Source organism: Candidatus Bathyarchaeia archaeon (genome assembly GCA_038873195.1).
In the GTDB taxonomy this organism is placed as follows: Archaea; Thermoproteota; Bathyarchaeia; order Bathyarchaeales; family Bathycorpusculaceae; genus DSLH01.
The window spans coordinates 568,985-584,932 of the sequence record JAVZEV010000001.1 but is presented as its reverse complement, the minus strand read 5'-3'; the positions used below and the strand labels follow the sequence as shown (position 1 = coordinate 584,932).

The following is a 15,948-nucleotide window of genomic DNA, read 5'->3' as shown; positions in this document are numbered from 1 at the left end:
ACAAGAACTACTAATTAAAATTTTTAAACCCGAACTTTAGTTTTTCATTTTGGAGGGCATTGCCTAATGTCTTCCCGCGTGAAACGCGGAAGAAGCATAATAGACGACCTCTTCGGAAGCTCAATCTTCGAAGAAACAGAAAGCTTCTTCAACGAATTCCCAGAAAGCGGATACTCCATAAGCGTCACACAAACACCCGAAGGAACAAAAGTCCGCGCAAAAATTGGAAAAGACGCAGACGCCGACGCACTCCGAAGACAACTGCAGCAGAAATATCCAAACGCTGAAATTGAGATAGAAGGCGGCAGAAAAGAACCGTTAATCCGCGAAATTTCCACAAAACCCATCAAAGAAGGAAATAAAGAAAATAAAAACCAATCAAGCTAAGGCTTCGCTGCTGATTTTCTACGTTTAAACACTACCCACACTAGACCAACCGCTAAAATTCCAACAACAAACCCGAGAGCAAAAAACAGTAGCCCCAACATCGTTGTATCTGCACTTACGGGTATAACCATAATCGCTAACATCCCAACCAAAAACCCAGCAATAAAAACAACAAAAGCCAAAACCAAAAAACCACCTATAAACCCATCTTCACGCGCCATCGTCTCAAACCACAACCAAAAAACGGATTAACAAACTTTTAAGCTTTAATAACCCCTTAACAATTTTACCATTCACAAGCCCGATGGGGTAGTCGTCTAGCTTGGACTAGGATACCAGCCTGGGGCGCTGGCGGTCCTGGGTTCAAATCCCAGCTACCCCACCACTACCAACGCCTAGGACTCTGGTGCTTCTAGTGCTCCTTTACTCATTATCGTCCAAAAAGTTTTATTACAGATTTTACTCCCCTTGACGCTGGGCTTCGCTGCGAATGTTCTACATGGTCCATCGCAACAGCATAACCTAACACAAGCAACGGGTTAAAATCTTGTCTGATTATTTCGACGCAGTATTCGTCGCTGACAGTTGCCCAGTTCAGATGAACCCTCGCGATTGTAGCCTTATCCGGCGAAATAATGTCATAAGTGTGATGGACAACATTACCCTTTATTCTTGCTATTTCTTTTCCTTCAACATCTTCCATCCACCATTCGCTGCCAAACAGTTTTAGAATCTTCTTCTTTATCCGCGCCTTTGCGTTTCCATCCTTATCTTTGATTTCGTATTCATGGTGAACCGTGAGAACTTTTCCGTCAACCTCTCCTAAACGAGCACCCGCATTGTCTTCAAACCAGAATTTAGGTCCAAAACTGACGAATTCTTGTTTAATGAAACCTAACTGCTCGCCAAACTTGTTCTTGACAACATAAGTGTTTCTTACTGACAAAAGCCGCTGGTCAACAGTGAATTCTTTATGGTCAAACATGTTCATTTCTTAACACCTAACGTTACATTTGTGCATGCTTAAGTTATCCCTTGCCAATTTTGAATATTGATTTTCACTCAGCAGCATGCAGCATCAACATCTGGTTACGACTAAACTTCAATTGTTCCATTACAAACCGAATAGTCTTTCCCTTAAACTTCAAAGAACGTTTAAAAGGAACATACACGTTTAAAGTTGAATTGAGGCTGACTCAAATGAAAGTTTTAATTGTTTACGACACAGTTTCTCTCATGCGGTTAACGGAAAAAGTTGCCGAAACAATCAGCGAAGCACTAAAAGAAAAGAGAATCGAAGTTGACTCTTCCTATGTTAATGATGCCAACGCGGCAGTCATAAAAGATTATGATTGCTTAATTGTTGGCGCGCCCACCATGGCATTCAGAGCCTCAAACGATATGAGAAAGTTTCTTGACAACTTGTCAAAGGAAGATTTTTCTGGTAAACTAGCAGCGACTTTTGATACGCAAGTTCAATCAAGAATAAGCGGAAGCGCAGTGAAGGGCATTGAAGACAAGCTTAAAAAATTAGGCTTTAGGCTGATAACAGCTCCGTTAATTGCTTATGTTGAAGGCAAAATGAACCAAATGCGACTGAAAGAGGGAGAATTGGAAAAAGCGAAAAAGTGGGCACAAGCAGTCGCCGAAACACTTCAGCCTCAATCGTCATAGATTCAAAAACCAGAAGATATGGAAACTCCAATAATCTCGTTTTGTGCGGCACTAAAGTTTTGTTCCTTAACTTAGGGTAAGCTAGAAAATACTTTCGTAAGGCATAAATAACAAAAGAATTTTAAGTGTTGGCTCAAGGTGAAAAAATGCCAAAAATCACGAGAAAAATAGCGATACCGCTCATATTTTGCCTTATCCTACTCACTGTAACGCCAACGATGGCAGCCGCAACAGTAGGCGTCAAAGAAAATGAATGGATAAAATGGGAAATCAAGGTTACCGCTCAAGGACAATCAGTCACGACATGGATAAAAATAACCATCCAAAACGTTAGCGGCACAAAAGTAAGCGGAACATATGAAGGAAATCAGCCAGGATGGCCTACCACTCCAAGAGACTTCACAATAGATGTCGCTACAGGTTCAGGGTTCACAACAATCTCCAGCGTGCCACTCATTGTTTCGGCAAACCTAAGCACAGGCGATCTTGTCTATGGAACGGTATCTCCAATAACGGGAACGACAACAAAAGATGGCAGAGATGCTGCTTATCTTAATATTTCTGTTCCAATGATTGGGACAAGCACATACTACTGGGATAGAGAGAAAGGCGTGCTTCTGGAATTCTATAGCTCATATGGAGGCTCAACAACTTTGATGAAAGTTGTCGAAACAAACATGTGGAGCACTGGAGGCTTAGACATGTGGCTTCTAATCGCAGTTGCAGCTGTTGTTTGCGTCGTTGTAGTTGTAGCCGCTCTTATACTGCTCAAGCGAAAACCACCAACGAAAACTCTCGAACCGCCTTCACCCTCAGAAAAACCAAAAGAATAAACTCTGACTATAAAACTCAACATTTTTCTCTTTTTATGTTAAATCTTCACCGTTATGCTTGACTGCGGCTTTAAACGTTTGAAAAATGAGAACTTTTAAGTGCGATTAAGTCTTAAGGCGTCTATGCTATCCGAACCGGAAATACCGTATTCAGTTTATGCGGATAGGAATCCTCCATCAACAGTTATTAATGTGCCATGCACGTAACTGGACAAATCGCTTGCAAGAACCAGAGCCATACGTGCAATTTCATCTGGCTTGCCCAATCTGCCCAGCGGGTTCCTCATGCCATATTCTATGCCAGTTTTCACCACTTTAAACTTGAACTGCAACGCTTCTTTTGCTAAACTTTTTGTTCCAGACGTCCAAACTCCACCCGGCACAAGTACGTTTATTCTGAAACCATGCTTGCCGTATTCGCTTGCTAAGGCTCGAGTAAGCACCATTACGCCAGCCTTACTGATGCTATAGTGGCTAAGCTCTTCTTTCAGCGGCATTACTGCCTCGATAGAGCCAACATTTATTATTACTCCACCTTTTTTCAATCTGCTTCTTATCATGTGCTGGCACATCCAAAAAACCGAGTTCAAATTAACATCCATCACCTTCTGCAGAAAGGCTTCATCCACTTCGAGAAAGGACTTGGAAGGGTATATGCCCGCGTTATTGACTAGTATGTCTGGCTCTTTGCCTTCCAACTTCTTCCATAAAGCGTCTATCTCTTCTTTTTTGGACAGGTCAATTCTGTGAATGTTTATGTGCACTTTAAACTGTTTGAGCTCTTCTTTTGCAGCGTTTAAGCCGTCTTCGCTGATGTCGACGAGTTCCAAATCAGCGCCTGCCTCAGCAAACCTGTAAGCTATGGCTTTTCCAATGCCCGCAGCAGAACCAGTGATTAAAGCCTTTTTTCCTTCGAGAGAAATAAGCGTATGCAAAGGCGGCAAACCAGTTTTAGCGGTATCTTTCTTGGTCATTACTATGCGCTCCTAGACTGTTGAACCATCAAAGGAAGCGGGTTATTAAAATTTCTTGTGAATTTAGAGTACAATAATTTTGAAAAGATTATTTGGTTTTCCAGTCGGAATAGCTTATTCCTCGTTTGACTCTCTCTTTTTGTTCCTTTATCCATCTGTGGGCGTCTATTGTCTGCAGTATAAACCACAATAAGTTACAAAACAGAGTGAATTCTTGTTAATCATGTTTAGGGCATGACGGGTTAAAGGATAAATAGTTTTCTTGATGACTCTTGCCATAACCACCCGTTTGAAACGAGAATAAAGAAGCATGGAGAGCAACGCATGGTAAAGTTGGTTGCAGGAAACAAAACGATAAAATGCGAGTTGGTGATTTTTGACAAGAATGGCACTCTTATCAATCAGCATTTGTTGTTGCTGGAGCTGGCTAAAGCACGCAAAAACGCAATTGAAAAGCATGGTGGAAAGGCCGTTTCTGAGTTATGGGAGCATTTGGTCGGCGTTGATTTGAAAAATGAGAAAATAGACCACAGTGGACCTTTGGGAACTGCTCCGAGACGTGAAGAGATTTTAATTGCAGCTGCAGCTTTCTATTTGGATGGCTATCCGTGGAGTGATGCTAAACGGTCGGTTCAGAGGGCTTATGATGAGGCTGACGATTCAATGCGGTCTCCTTACGGTTCAGTTCTTTTAGAAGGCGTCGAAAGCGCTCTTAAACGGTTAAAGCAAGGCGGCTTGAAGCTTGCAATTGCTTCCACAGACACTCACAAGCGCACGGTGAAATCGTTCAAAACCTTAAAGATAGCGCATCTTTTTGATGCAGTAGTTGGAAGTGACGATGTGATGAATGGGAAACCTTCTCCGGACATGATGCTTGAAATCTTAAAAAAGACGAAATCTAAGCCAAGCAACACTGTTATTGTTGGAGATTCCGTTTCAGACATGCAGATGAGTAGAAACGCGAAGCTAAAGGCGTGCATAGGCGTTTTGACTGGGTTTACTCCTAAAGAAAAGCTTGAGCAAGTTGCAGATGTTGTTGTTTCTTCAGTTTCTGAATTATATGTGCGCTAATTTTCTTTATCAAGTTTGCAAACGTTTAACTTTCCAGCCTTTCCCACGTGATTTAAGAAAATTTAATATAAGAAGAACAACAAAAACTGTAATTCAATCTGTCAAAATAAGGTGAAAGAAAATTGGCTTCTAAAGAATTATTGAAAATGTTGAATGACGGCATAGCAAGAGAGTTACAAGTTTCAATTCAGTATATGTGGCAACACGTTCAATGGGGCGGCGTTAAAGGCTTCGCGGTGCAGGATGAGTTAAAGAAGATAGCGATAACCGAGATGAAGCATGCTGAAGCCATTGCTGAAAGACTTTATTATTTGGGTGAAACACCGACAACGAAGCCAACTGAAATTGTTGTGGGTAAAACACTTAAGCAGATGATACAACGCGACATAAAGGACGAAGAAAACGCGATAGCGCTTTATAAGAAGATAATCGAGCAAGCCCGCAAAGAGAAAGACCAAACAACCGAGATACTCTTTATGAACATTTTGAAAGACGAAGAAGAACACCATGACACATTCACGACTTTGTTTGAAGACTTGAAGTAAAACCAGAACTACTCCCACCTTTTTTCTCCTCTTTTGCTTTTAGCATAATTTTACGCAAGTTTTAATTTTGCAAAAAACGATATACTAAACGGGAAATAGCAAATGAAATCGGAAAAAATGGAGCCTATATGTGAAAGATGTGGCTACCCGATTGACGATTGCAAATGCGTGTGCCCCTACTGCGGCGAATCCGCTAACTGCGAATGCAGCATAGGCATCGACAAAGCCACAGGCGGATAAAAGCTAACCATTTTTATCCTAAGCGAATTCAAGTTGGTGAGAATATGATGGTAAAAGAGGAACTTAACTGGATGGCAGGTGGACCGCAAGGAAGCGGTGTTGATTCTGCTGCGAACATTTTTGGAAGAGCTTGCGGTTACGGAGGCTTGTATGTTTACGGAAGAAGAGAATATCACTCAAACATTAAGGGACTGCACAGTTACTTTCATTTGAGAGTTTCAATCCGTGAAGTTTCGGCGAACGTTAATGATGTAGATTTGCTTGCGGCATTTGACGCGGAAACGGTTGTCAGACACATAAACGAAGTTGTTCCAAACGGCGGAATAATCGTTGATAAAGACCAGGTTAACACAAAAATTTTCAGCATACCCACCTTGCCTTACGAATTCAAAAAAGAATACCGAGAGTTTTTGGAGAAAAAAAGCTGGGGCGACAGTTTAAGCGATTTACTTTCTGAAGCAGAAAAAGCGGGTGTTCACGTTTTTCGTGTTCCTTACATGGATTTGCTGAAGGATGTCGCAGCAAAATTGGGCATAGAACAGTTAAGTAAGGCTACTAGAATGATAAACGTTTTAACACTTGGCGTTTCCTTCGGTTTGCTGGATTATGACCCAGGTCTTGTAGAAAAGGCGATTGCATCGATTTTTGCAGAAAAACCTAAAATCGTAAACATGAACATTTTAGCCTTCAGAACAGCCTACGCATATGCCAAACAAACCTTCGGCAACAGTTTCGAACATAAACTCGAAAAAACCGAGACAACCGAAAAACGGATTTTCCTATCTGGAAACCAAGCAGTCGCGATTGGCAAAGTCTTAGGCGGGTGTAGAATCCAAACCTATTATCCAATAACTCCCGCTGCAGACGAAAGTGAATATTTAGAAGCTCACGAAATCATCCAAACAAAAACTGGCGATGAAAAAGGCGCCATAGTCGTCATTCAAACCGAAGACGAAATTGCAGCGGTTAACATGGCATCTGGAGCAGCCTTAACCGGCACAAGAGCAGCAACTTCCACGTCTGGACCTGGTTTTTCGCTTATGGTTGAAGGCTTAGCTTGGGCTGGAAACAACGAAGTGCCCGTTGTCATTACATATTATCAGCGAGGTGCGCCTTCTACTGGTTTGCCGACGCGACATGGACAAGACGACTTGCAATTTGCTATTCACGCTGGACATGGCGAATTTCCAAGGATAGTGCTTGCGTCTGGCGATATACGTGAATGTTTCTATGACGCTGCAATCGCGTTTAATTACGCTGAAAGATATCAGCTGCCAGTTATCCATTTGGTTGATAAAGCTCTTGGCAACAGTTCCCAAACGTATCCAATCTTTGGCTCCAGCCAATTTAAGATTGAGAGAGGCGAGATTCTTGATGAAGCAGAACTTCAAGGCATAGAATACAAACGATTCAAGTTCACAGAAAACGGCGTTTCTCCACGAGTTTTTCTAGGAACAAAAAATGGTGTGCATTGGTACACTGGTGACGAGCATAACGAGTTTGGACACATAAGCGAGGAATCTCCCAACAGAACAATGATGGTTGAGAAACGCATGAAAAAGCTTGAGGCAGTTGAAAAAGAGGTTCCAATAGAAGAGAAAATCAACTTTTTCGGAGACAAAAACGCGAAAAACATGATTGTCAGTTGGGGTTCTTCGAAAGGCGCGATTCTCGAAGCACTTGGCATGTTAGTAAAAGAAGGTTTCAGTTTAGGTTTTCTGCAAGTTCGGATGGTGCATCCTCTTCCAAAAGAATATATCGCTGATATTTTGAAAAACGCCGAAAAAATCATTGATATAGAAATGAATTATTCTGGACAGCTTGGAGGGATAATCACGGAAAAAACGAGAATTCCCATGAATTTTTACATTTTAAAGTATAATGGGCGTCCTATGACAACCACCGAAGTGTATGCGGCGTTGAAGCGTATTCTGCTTAATCAAGCTCCGAAAAGGCAGGTGTTAACCTATGGCTCTTAAAATGTCAGATTTCAAAACAGACGTTTTCGTTGATTGGTGTCCAGGATGCGGCAACTTTGGCATACTCACTGCCATGCAGATGGCATTTGCCGAGCTTGGATTAGAACCACATCACATTGTGATAGTTTCCGGAATTGGCTGTTCTGGCAAACCACCACATTTCATTAAAGCCTACGGAATTCACACGCTTCACGGTAGAACCTTGCCTTTCGCTCAAGGAATCAAAGTTGCGAATCCAGAGTTGGAAGTGATAGCTGTGGGCGGGGACGGCGACGGTTTAGGCATTGGCGCTGGACATTTTGTGAATGCTGGAAGGCGCAACGTGGACATGGCTTATTTGATTCATGACAATGGCGTTTACGGGTTAACCAAGGGACAAGCCTCTCCAACATTGAAGCTGGGCTTAAGAACTAAGTCTCTTTCAAAACCAAACATAAACGAAGGCGTGAACCCGATTGCTTTGGCGGTTATGACTGGCTACACTTTCGTTGCGAGAGCGTACGCTTACGACACAAAACACTTGAAAGACATGATAAAACACGCTATTCAGCACAAGGGACTAGCCTTCGTTGATATTCTGCAACCGTGTCCCACATACAACGACATAAACACTAAAGACTGGTACGCTGGCATGGACAGAATAGACCCAAAAACTGGAAAACCAAACCCGAGGCTTTACAAACTAGACGAAACCGGCTACGACCCAGTCGTGCACGAGCCTGATGAAGATTTCAAAAAGAAAATAGCGGCCCTTGAAAAGGCTCAGGAATGGGGCGACAAAATTCCACTCGGCATATTCTACCAAAACGAGCTTGTACCAACCTTCCAAGAACGCTTCACTCAAAGAATACCCTTTTATCCCACTAATCCACCCGCAAAACAGAAAATCAGCGAAGAAAACGGCTCTCCAATAGCAATTTTAGACCAGTTCTTCGAAGAATTAAAAACTTCTTAGGAACCAAAAAGATTGAGTAGCGCGTAAAGTCTGCATGAAATTATAGTGCCGTCCATCCTCCATCTACAAAAATCGTTTGTCCAGTTACATAGTTAGACGCTGGAGAAGCCAGATACGTGAGTGCTGCCTTCAAATCTAATGGTTCCCCTGTCCTTCCTAAAGGCGTTCTCGAAAGAATATATGCCGTTGCTTTTTCATCTCGGAAAACTGATTCAGTCATTTCGCTCAGGAAGAATCCCGGAGCGATAGCGTTCACGTTTATCTTGTATGGAGCCCATTCTATAGCTAAAGCTCTAGTCAGGTTTATTACCGCTCCTTTTGAAGCATAATAGGGCGCTGTTGGAAAAATGTCTCCTACTGCCCCGTAAATTGAGGCTATGTTTACTATTTTTCCATAGTTTTTCTTAATCATTTCCCGTGCGACTGTTCTGGCGCATAAAAATACGCCTGTGAGATTTATGTCTATTACTTTTTTCCATTCTTCGATGCTCATTTCAACAGAAGGACTTAAGCTTGCCACGCCAGCATTGTTAACTAAAATTTCTACACTTCCAAACTGTTCTACTGCTGTTTTGACCATGTTGACTACTTGTTCTTCTTGGCTCACGTCAGTTTTTACAGGAACCACTTTTACATCATATTTTCTATTTAGGTCTTCAGTCACTTTGAGAAGTTTTTCGTATCTTCTTGCGGCAAGCACTAGGTTTACTCCGTGCTCAGCGAGTGTTTCAGCAAATGTTACGCCTAATCCGCTAGAAGCGCCTGTTACTATTGCTGTTTGCCCCTTAATGTCGAAACATAATTTCATAACGCTTTGGCTCAAACAATCCACCTTACTGCATATTTAATTGAAATTTGCATAAAGATTTTACCATAATCTATAGTATTTACATTTAAGGCGACGCATCAAAGGGATTTAAGGGCGATTTCCTAAATGAGTCTTGAAAAGTACCGGAAAAAACGGAGTTTCGATAAGACAAGTGAGCCGAAGGGTGAAGTAAAAATGGGTGAGGGAAACATTTACGTTGTTCAGAAACATGCAGCGACGCATTTGCATTACGACCTACGTTTAGAAATGGATGGAGTGCTGAAAAGTTGGGCAGTGCCTAAAGAGCCGCCTCTCACGGTTGGTGTTCGAAGATTAGCAGTCCAAGTGGAAGACCATCCAGTCGACTATGCAAGTTTTGAAGGCACAATTCCTGAAGGCGAGTATGGCGCGGGTACTGTGGAAATCTGGGATAAAGGCACTTACAAAATGATAGACCGCAAAGAAGACAAGCTCATTGTGGAAATCAACGGCAACAAACTGAAGGGCGTATATGTGCTAGTGAGGTTTAAAGACCAGAAAAACTGGCTTTTATTCAAAAAGAAATAAGTGTTAAAAGTAGAAAAGAACAGAGATTGGAAAAAACTTTGAGAAGAAATATTCTACAGTTTTTGGTTACTCTTCTTCTTTTTCTTCGGTTCCCGCTTCTCCTTTTCCAACAACTTCGGCTTCTGCGAATCTTCTGCTTATCCTTGTTATTTTTATCGTGACGTGTTCGCCTGGTTTAGTGTTTGGTACAAAAGTCACTAAGCCTTGGATGCGGGCTATTCCTTCGCCGCGTCGGCTTGTTTCTTGTATGTCAACTTCGTATTCTTTGCCTATTTCTACTGGTTTCGGTGGGAATCTGCTTCCTCCACCTCTTCCTCTGAATCCTCCTCTTCTTGGGCCGAAGCTTCTTCTTTCACTCATTCGTTTCACCTCTCATTGCGTTAAATAAAATTTGATTCGCGGTTATTCGATTGTTAGTTTTCCGTATTTTCCTATGTTCAGTTGGATTTCTCCTCGGAAGCTTGTTATGTATCCGTTTTCCACTTTGACTGTGTCGTTGACGTTTACTTGGTTGATTTGTTCGTTCCATAAAGTCAGTTTTATTGTGCCTGTTTCGTCTGCAATTATTGCTGTTGCGACCTTGTATGTTTCGTCTTTGAATCTTGACAGAACCTCGCGTGGGTCAGATTTTTCTGTTACTTTGGCTTCTATTGTAACGTTTTTCATGCCGTTTCGCAATTCTTTTATTTTCAAATTCGTCCTCCGTCTAAGCTATTCTTTCCGCGACTGCGAATTTCTCATGCACCGAGCGAATTACGACTTTAACCCGTTCGCCTATTTTGCTGTTTGGAACAAAAATCAAAAAGTTCTGTATTCTAGCTACTCCGTCGCCTCTGCTTCCAATATCGTCGATGACAACTTCTATTTCTTGGTTCTCTTTGACAGGCGCCATCGAAAAGAGCGGTCTGCTTGGACGGAACCTTCTTTGGCTTCCAAATCTTCTCGGTTTTCTTGGCGCATTTTTTGTTTTTTCTGGCAGCCTTCTTGGCATGTTACGTTTTCGTCCTTATCGCGGAACCAGCCTTTCACCTTAAAACTCACATGCCTTTGTATTGGTCACTTGAGTTTTTGGTTGTTGGCCAGTTACATGCAGAAAAGTCCTTCAACCATATAAATTTTGCTAAGTTTTTATTCATAACGTAAAGCTTCAACTGGGTTTAGTTTGGCTGCTTTTCTGGCGGGGTACAAACCGAAGATTATGCACACGATGATTGCGAAGACGAAGGCTATTATCGTCCATTCGGGCGAAAAAACCGGGTTTATGTTCATTCCACGGGTTTCGGGTGTTCTGAAAAGAGTGTCTTGCTGTTGTTGCGGCTGCATAAAACTTGACAGCATATAGGCTAGTCCGTAGGAAATTCCATACCCAGTAAACATGCCTATCAAGCCGCCTATTATTCCTATCAGCACAGCTTCAGCGAGAAACATGCCTAGCACAGTTCGGCTTTTCGCTCCGATAGCCTTTAAAATTCCGATTTCGCGGGTTCGCTCCATCACTGAAACCGTCATTATGTTCATTATGCCTATTCCTGCGACAAGCAAGGAGATTGAGGCTATAGCCATCAGAAACAGTTGAACAAAATTTAGAATTCGGTCTACTTGACGCATGAAAGCTATTGGCACAAGTATGCTTATGGAATAGGGATTTTCAAAAGTGTTTTCTATATCTCTCGCGATTTGTTCTGATTTTTCCGTGTCGGAAACTTTGACTAAGATTATGTTGTACGTTTCATTGTTTGGAGCTGGCACCGCATTTAATGGTATGAATGCCCAGTAATCAAAATTTGTGATTCCCGAAGTTCCGCCCTTGTTTAGTATTGCAGCAACTTGAAGAGTTTTATTTACTGGCATTCCAGAAAAGTCAATTTGCAAAGTTACATTTTCGCCCACATTGACAACCGGTGTTACATCATTCAGATAGCAAGTTCTAAATCCTAAAACAACAGTGTCGTTTTCTTCTTGACTTGGTAATTCTCCCGCCAATGGGACAAAGCGGTCTGGAAAGATTTGGCTTATTTCTGAAAAATTCACTGCGCCCACTGTTATAGCGTTTAAACCTTCGTTTGTTTGTGTGTTATTCAATTTTGCCTGCGGCAACGTTATTATTGGAGTGACCACTTCTATGCCTGTAACGTTTTCCCGAATGTTTGCAACATCTTGCGGTGTAAAGCCTCCTCTAAGTCCTGATGTGAAGCTTCCGGGGATTACTATCAGAACATTTAGTTCGAATCCTTCTTCCATGCGTTCTTTTACGCCAAGTCTGAATCCTTCGCCTAAAGATGCTAAGCCGATTATTGCTGTTATGCCTATCACAACGCCTAGAGTGGTTAGTGATGTGCGTAGTTTTCGCTGGGTCATGTTTTCCCATGCCATAGCTAAAATCTTGCTTAACCTCATTGCCTGTTCCCTCTGGGTGCTTCTTTTATTGCTTCTATTAAGCCGTCTTTAAGGTGTATTATGCGGTCTGCAGTTTCTGCAATGTGCGGGTCGTGAGTGACAACTATGAAAGTTTGTCCTTTTTCCTCGTTTAGCCTTTTCATTAATTGGACTATTTCCCAACCTGTTTTTGTGTCGAGATTTCCAGTTGGTTCGTCGGCTAGCACGATTTTTGGATTATTTATTAACGCCCGTGCAATTGCTACGCGTTGTTGTTCTCCTCCGCTTAGTTCTGTGGGTTTATGGTTTATGCGAGTTTCAAGTCCCACAAGTGTTAGCATCTCCTTTGCTCTTTCCACCGCTTCTTTCTCTTGCACACCTGCAATCGTGAGCGGCAACTCAACATTACGCAATGCAGTCAATCTGGGTAATAAATTGAAAAATTGAAAAACAAACCCTATCCTAGTCAAACGAAGTTCAGCCAGCTTGTCACCGCTTAGCTCAAGAATGTTAAAGCCGTCAATGAAGATTTCTCCTTCGTCAGGACGGTCTAACCCTCCAATTAAATGTAGCAATGTTGATTTTCCACTGCCAGAAGGTCCGAAAATTGTTAAGAATTCACTTTCTTTGGCTTCAAAACTTATTCCACGCAAAGCAGGAACAAGCACTTTGCCCATTCTGTAAGCTTTCTTAACATCGCGAGCTTCAAGCAGAGCTTTCATGCCTTATCAACGCAAACTCAAAAATTTTGCTTAACTATTTAACTTTATCTTGTTGACGTCATCAGATTCCGTTGTCAACAACCAAGTCTAAACTAGAGCCAAACCGTTCCATATATTATAAGGCGAAATGCTAGCATACTAATCAAGCTGCTTAGAATGGAGATAGAAATGCTCCTCGTCCATGAAAACGCAAACATTAATCGAAGCGCAATAGCGCACAAAGCTACAATCCAAACATAGTATACTATCCTGTCTAAAATGTCATATCGAATAGTTAGAATGGACTGGAAATTTTGGGCGTCAACTGTCCATCCTTCTCCGGAGACTCCGCCTAGGGTTTGAAGAGAAAAGTGCGTTTCTGGATAAGCAAGAACTACTCCCGTGATGATTAAATTCTGTAGAAAGAACGTTATCAGGGCAAATCCGGATATTGTAAGCATACTTTTCCAAACGGGTTGTGCTTTAAACAATTTTGAAAGTAAGTATAAGAAGATGCCGAGTATGGTCCATTGTATAGTGAACTGCATGAATCCGCTTATTACGGAATTAACTAGGATTCCGCTTCCATTCATTTCAAGTGCGGATTTATAAACGCCGTGAAAGAAGAGTCCGTCAATCAGAACGGTGATGTTCTCATTTGTATTCCATGCCAATTCAAGTTTTAAACCAGTAATATCGCTCCAGTCGGCATTATTAACCTTTGTAAATTCGCTCAGCAGAATTGTTTTGTTGTTCCAGATTCCTGCTTCAGCGACGCCGTCTGTTATGGAATGGTAAAAGTAGTTATCAGTGGTGTTCGCCGAGAACAAATAAATGCTTAAGTTAGATGGATTAGTTTTCGGTTCAACTATTTTCACTCTAAACGACACATTCGCATAACCGTCAGCGCCCAGACAGTTTAAAGAGGTTGGAATTTTTAATTCCATAGAAATCTGAGTTTCATTTTCAAGATGGAACTGAATACTTTTGTTTCCATAATAGCTGCCTTTAATGTAGTCCATGTTATTCTCTGATACAACCGCACTTGAATTCCAAAGGGTAACGTCTTCTGTCCATTTATCGAATTCTGTTGATGACAATTGTGGCGCTGTCTGGTCATAATAAACTCTCGAAGAAAGAACATAATAAAAGATTGCAAAAGACAACACAAATAATCCCATAATTATTATTGGTCCTTTGTATCCGGGTTTTTGGATTATTTCTTTGAATGCTTTATGTGGTGCGTATATGACTCTGAGTACTTCTTTTGCGGACATTTAGTTTAGACTCCGCTGGTAACTTGTTATTCTATCACTATTAAAGTTTGCTTACATTCCAAGTTTTAATCTTCTATACGTTGTGTAATCCACATATTCCAAGAACGGATTTTCCGCCTGATACTTAACCGTCAACTTCTGCCGTTTCCGTTTATCCGTTATCTGACTCGTAGTGACAAGCGAGTAAGCGTCGCTGCCAGCACCAGAACCATAACTCGCAATTAAAATGCGCTCTTCAGGTTTAGCAATGTCCAAGACTGCCGCAAGACCAACAGGCGAAGAACCAGAATACGTATTGCCAAACTTTGCCACTTGCAATGAAGGCAAATACTGTTCTTCCTTAAATCCAAGCTCCTTCGCGATGCGTACTGGAAACTGAACGTTGGGCTGGTGAGCAACAAAATAGTCGATGTCACTGATTTGCAAGCTAAGCCGTTCCATCAATTTCTTTGCTGACTTTCTGATGTGTTTGAAGTAAGCTGGGTCTCCGGTAAAGCGTCCACCGTGCATTGGGTACGGTTCGCCGTCTCTTCGCCAGAAATCCGGAGTGTCCGAAGTGCACGAGTACCACCCTTCAATCTCGGCTATGACATCATGTTTTCCAAAAATGTAAGCGCAAGCGCCGAAGCCGACGAAAAGGTCTAACTCGCCTCCGGGGCAGTCTCTTGGTGCCGCTTGAGAATTGTCAGTGCCTATGGTCATGGCGTATTGGATGTTTGATTTGGGATAACTTACAAGCGAAGCTGCGTCTTTAAACATGCTTGTTGCAGCTTTGCATGCAAACTCCGTGTCGACAGCGTCTACTCCCTGCACATCTTCACATTCCTCGCCCAATTTTAGCACTTGTGCCACTTTGGAAGCGATGGGCTTGACAGCGTAAGGGTTAGATTCGGAGCCCACGTATATTTTGCCGACAAGCGCACTGTCAACGCCTGAATGAATCAGTGCTGTTTTTCCAGCTTCTACAGCCGCAGTTATGGAGTCTTCGTCAATGAACGGTACTGAACGTTCAATGTTTCCTTCCCTTATCCTAAACTTTGACGTGTAAACTCCGTAGCCAACTATTCCTGGATTGTCGTATTCCTTGTTAGGTTTTGCCACAGTGTATTCTTGGTAGGGGTAATATTCGTCTGCGAAGGTGAACGCCAAAGAAATTGTTGGAATAACGTCGCTTCTATCCACTGAATAACGCCTTCTAAACCTTGGAACAACTTCTCTTCCTTCCAAAACCGAAAAATCAATGTTTTCCCCTTGCTTTATCATGCGATCCGTCAGTCTGCCCGGAACCCGTATTTTCCCATCGTGAAATGAAACTATTCCGTAAATGTAACTTCCCAGTTTTGTGAATTTGTTTGTTGGCTCATTCACAAGTGTGCATATTTCAAGTTTGCCCTTCTCGTAGAAAAGGTCTATGTCAACCATTTTTCCGAAGCTTTTTCTTCCGCAATTTCCGCAGTAGTCTCTAAATTCGAAATATTCTTTTCCGCATATTTGGCAGCGTCTTCCTCTAAGCCTATCGCCAAGATAGGAAACTCTTCTTTCTATGGGTTCGCTACTCATT

20 protein-coding genes and 1 tRNA gene are annotated in these 15,948 nt (G+C 42.0%); 10 read left to right on the top strand and 11 right to left on the bottom strand.

Annotated elements, in window-relative coordinates:
* Positions 1-66 precede the first annotated feature (66 nt).
* The gene (locus QXW63_03340) at positions 67-387 is read left to right on the top strand and encodes a hypothetical protein (protein MEM3460928.1); all 321 of its coding nucleotides are present in this window, start codon (positions 67-69) and stop codon (positions 385-387) included.
* Here the strand turns inward: QXW63_03340 and QXW63_03335 are convergent.
* On the bottom strand, positions 384-608 hold the full coding sequence (locus QXW63_03335; protein MEM3460927.1) for a hypothetical protein: 225 nt from the start codon (positions 606-608) through the stop codon (positions 384-386). The genes QXW63_03340 and QXW63_03335 overlap by 4 nt on opposite strands.
* An 85-nt stretch (positions 609-693) precedes the next feature.
* Here QXW63_03335 and QXW63_03330 point away from each other — a divergent pair.
* Positions 694-772, top strand: a tRNA-Pro gene (locus QXW63_03330).
* Between the two features lie 45 nt (positions 773-817).
* Here the strand turns inward: QXW63_03330 and QXW63_03325 are convergent.
* Complete coding sequence (locus QXW63_03325; GenBank protein MEM3460926.1) at positions 818-1,378, bottom strand: LURP-one-related family protein; 561 nt, start codon at positions 1,376-1,378, stop codon at positions 818-820.
* A gap of 44 nt (positions 1,379-1,422) precedes the next feature.
* Here QXW63_03325 and QXW63_03320 point away from each other — a divergent pair, with 44 nt between their 5' ends.
* On the top strand, positions 1,423-2,061 hold the full coding sequence (locus QXW63_03320; GenBank protein ID MEM3460925.1) for a flavodoxin domain-containing protein: 639 nt from the start codon (positions 1,423-1,425) through the stop codon (positions 2,059-2,061).
* Between the two features lie 146 nt (positions 2,062-2,207).
* On the top strand, positions 2,208-2,894 hold the full coding sequence (locus QXW63_03315; GenBank protein MEM3460924.1) for a hypothetical protein: 687 nt from the start codon (positions 2,208-2,210) through the stop codon (positions 2,892-2,894).
* Between the two features lie 155 nt (positions 2,895-3,049).
* On the opposite strand, the gene QXW63_03310 is transcribed toward QXW63_03315, so the two are convergent.
* Entirely contained in the window at positions 3,050-3,868 is an 819-nt protein-coding gene (locus tag QXW63_03310; protein ID MEM3460923.1) for an SDR family oxidoreductase, read from the bottom strand.
* A gap of 324 nt (positions 3,869-4,192) precedes the next feature.
* Between QXW63_03310 and QXW63_03305 the strand changes: the two genes are divergently transcribed.
* The 5 genes from QXW63_03305 (at position 4,193) to QXW63_03285 (ending at position 8,658) form a co-directional block, all read left to right on the top strand.
* Positions 4,193-4,939 carry an HAD family hydrolase gene (locus QXW63_03305; GenBank protein ID MEM3460922.1) on the top strand — a complete coding sequence of 249 codons (747 nt, stop codon included), beginning with the start codon at positions 4,193-4,195 and terminating at the stop codon, positions 4,937-4,939.
* 122 nt (positions 4,940-5,061) lie between these two features.
* A complete protein-coding gene (locus QXW63_03300) occupies positions 5,062-5,484 on the top strand; it encodes a ferritin-like domain-containing protein (GenBank protein ID MEM3460921.1) in 423 nt (140 codons plus the stop codon).
* A 102-nt stretch (positions 5,485-5,586) separates the two neighbouring features.
* Positions 5,587-5,724, top strand: a complete 138-nt coding sequence (locus QXW63_03295) for a hypothetical protein (GenBank protein MEM3460920.1) — start codon at positions 5,587-5,589, stop codon at positions 5,722-5,724.
* Between the two features lie 47 nt (positions 5,725-5,771).
* A complete protein-coding gene (locus QXW63_03290) occupies positions 5,772-7,703 on the top strand; it encodes a 2-oxoacid:ferredoxin oxidoreductase subunit alpha (protein MEM3460919.1) in 1,932 nt (643 codons plus the stop codon).
* Between the two features lies 1 nt (position 7,704).
* Positions 7,705-8,658 (top strand): 2-oxoacid:ferredoxin oxidoreductase subunit beta, encoded by a 954-nt coding sequence (locus tag QXW63_03285; GenBank protein MEM3460918.1) that lies wholly within the window; start codon positions 7,705-7,707, stop codon positions 8,656-8,658.
* A 40-nt stretch (positions 8,659-8,698) separates the two neighbouring features.
* Here the strand turns inward: QXW63_03285 and QXW63_03280 are convergent, their stop codons facing one another.
* Positions 8,699-9,481, bottom strand: coding sequence for a glucose 1-dehydrogenase (locus QXW63_03280; protein ID MEM3460917.1), 783 nt, complete (start codon positions 9,479-9,481; stop codon positions 8,699-8,701).
* A gap of 111 nt (positions 9,482-9,592) precedes the next feature.
* Between QXW63_03280 and QXW63_03275 the strand changes: the two genes are divergently transcribed.
* Positions 9,593-10,033: a DNA polymerase ligase N-terminal domain-containing protein gene (locus QXW63_03275; protein MEM3460916.1), complete on the top strand. Its 441-nt coding sequence runs from the start codon at positions 9,593-9,595 to the stop codon at positions 10,031-10,033.
* Positions 10,034-10,099: 66 nt separating this feature from the next.
* Here the strand turns inward: QXW63_03275 and QXW63_03270 are convergent, their stop codons facing one another.
* The 7 genes from QXW63_03270 to QXW63_03240 all read right to left on the bottom strand — a co-directional run bounded on the left by QXW63_03270 (position 10,100) and on the right by QXW63_03240 (position 15,947).
* Positions 10,100-10,393 (bottom strand): TRAM domain-containing protein, encoded by a 294-nt coding sequence (locus QXW63_03270; GenBank protein ID MEM3460915.1) that lies wholly within the window; start codon positions 10,391-10,393, stop codon positions 10,100-10,102.
* Between the two features lie 42 nt (positions 10,394-10,435).
* Positions 10,436-10,726 carry an OB-fold nucleic acid binding domain-containing protein gene (locus QXW63_03265; GenBank protein ID MEM3460914.1) on the bottom strand — a complete coding sequence of 97 codons (291 nt, stop codon included), beginning with the start codon at positions 10,724-10,726 and terminating at the stop codon, positions 10,436-10,438.
* 13 nt (positions 10,727-10,739) lie between these two features.
* Positions 10,740-11,024, bottom strand: a complete 285-nt coding sequence (locus QXW63_03260; protein MEM3460913.1) for a TRAM domain-containing protein — start codon at positions 11,022-11,024, stop codon at positions 10,740-10,742.
* Between the two features lie 137 nt (positions 11,025-11,161).
* Entirely contained in the window at positions 11,162-12,430 is a 1,269-nt protein-coding gene (locus QXW63_03255) for an ABC transporter permease (protein ID MEM3460912.1), read from the bottom strand.
* Complete coding sequence (locus QXW63_03250; protein MEM3460911.1) at positions 12,427-13,131, bottom strand: ABC transporter ATP-binding protein; 705 nt, start codon at positions 13,129-13,131, stop codon at positions 12,427-12,429. Before QXW63_03250 ends, QXW63_03255 begins: the two co-directional genes overlap by 4 nt.
* 92 nt (positions 13,132-13,223) lie before the next feature.
* A complete protein-coding gene (locus QXW63_03245; GenBank protein MEM3460910.1) occupies positions 13,224-14,387 on the bottom strand; it encodes a hypothetical protein in 1,164 nt (387 codons plus the stop codon).
* A 51-nt stretch (positions 14,388-14,438) separates the two neighbouring features.
* Positions 14,439-15,947 carry a hydroxymethylglutaryl-CoA synthase gene (locus tag QXW63_03240; protein MEM3460909.1) on the bottom strand — a complete coding sequence of 503 codons (1,509 nt, stop codon included), beginning with the start codon at positions 15,945-15,947 and terminating at the stop codon, positions 14,439-14,441.
* Position 15,948 lies beyond the last annotated feature (1 nt).

Coding starts and splice junctions, on each gene's coding strand:
- QXW63_03250 (MEM3460911.1), bottom strand. CDS start 13,131: ATGAAAGCTCTGCTTGAAGCTCGCGATGTTAAGAAAGCTTACAGAATG.
- QXW63_03310 (MEM3460923.1), bottom strand. CDS start 3,868: ATGACCAAGAAAGATACCGCTAAAACTGGTTTGCCGCCTTTGCATACG.
- QXW63_03285 (MEM3460918.1), top strand. CDS start 7,705: ATGTCAGATTTCAAAACAGACGTTTTCGTTGATTGGTGTCCAGGATGC.
- QXW63_03315 (MEM3460924.1), top strand. CDS start 2,208: ATGCCAAAAATCACGAGAAAAATAGCGATACCGCTCATATTTTGCCTT.
- QXW63_03305 (MEM3460922.1), top strand. CDS start 4,193: ATGGTAAAGTTGGTTGCAGGAAACAAAACGATAAAATGCGAGTTGGTG.
- QXW63_03270 (MEM3460915.1), bottom strand. CDS start 10,393: ATGAGTGAAAGAAGAAGCTTCGGCCCAAGAAGAGGAGGATTCAGAGGA.
- QXW63_03275 (MEM3460916.1), top strand. CDS start 9,593: ATGAGTCTTGAAAAGTACCGGAAAAAACGGAGTTTCGATAAGACAAGT.
- QXW63_03325 (MEM3460926.1), bottom strand. CDS start 1,378: ATGAACATGTTTGACCATAAAGAATTCACTGTTGACCAGCGGCTTTTG.
- QXW63_03290 (MEM3460919.1), top strand. CDS start 5,772: ATGGTAAAAGAGGAACTTAACTGGATGGCAGGTGGACCGCAAGGAAGC.
- QXW63_03240 (MEM3460909.1), bottom strand. CDS start 15,947: ATGAGTAGCGAACCCATAGAAAGAAGAGTTTCCTATCTTGGCGATAGG.
- QXW63_03335 (MEM3460927.1), bottom strand. CDS start 608: ATGGCGCGTGAAGATGGGTTTATAGGTGGTTTTTTGGTTTTGGCTTTT.
- QXW63_03295 (MEM3460920.1), top strand. CDS start 5,587: ATGAAATCGGAAAAAATGGAGCCTATATGTGAAAGATGTGGCTACCCG.
- QXW63_03255 (MEM3460912.1), bottom strand. CDS start 12,430: ATGAGGTTAAGCAAGATTTTAGCTATGGCATGGGAAAACATGACCCAG.
- QXW63_03260 (MEM3460913.1), bottom strand. CDS start 11,024: ATGCCAAGAAGGCTGCCAGAAAAAACAAAAAATGCGCCAAGAAAACCG.
- QXW63_03340 (MEM3460928.1), top strand. CDS start 67: ATGTCTTCCCGCGTGAAACGCGGAAGAAGCATAATAGACGACCTCTTC.
- QXW63_03245 (MEM3460910.1), bottom strand. CDS start 14,387: ATGTCCGCAAAAGAAGTACTCAGAGTCATATACGCACCACATAAAGCA.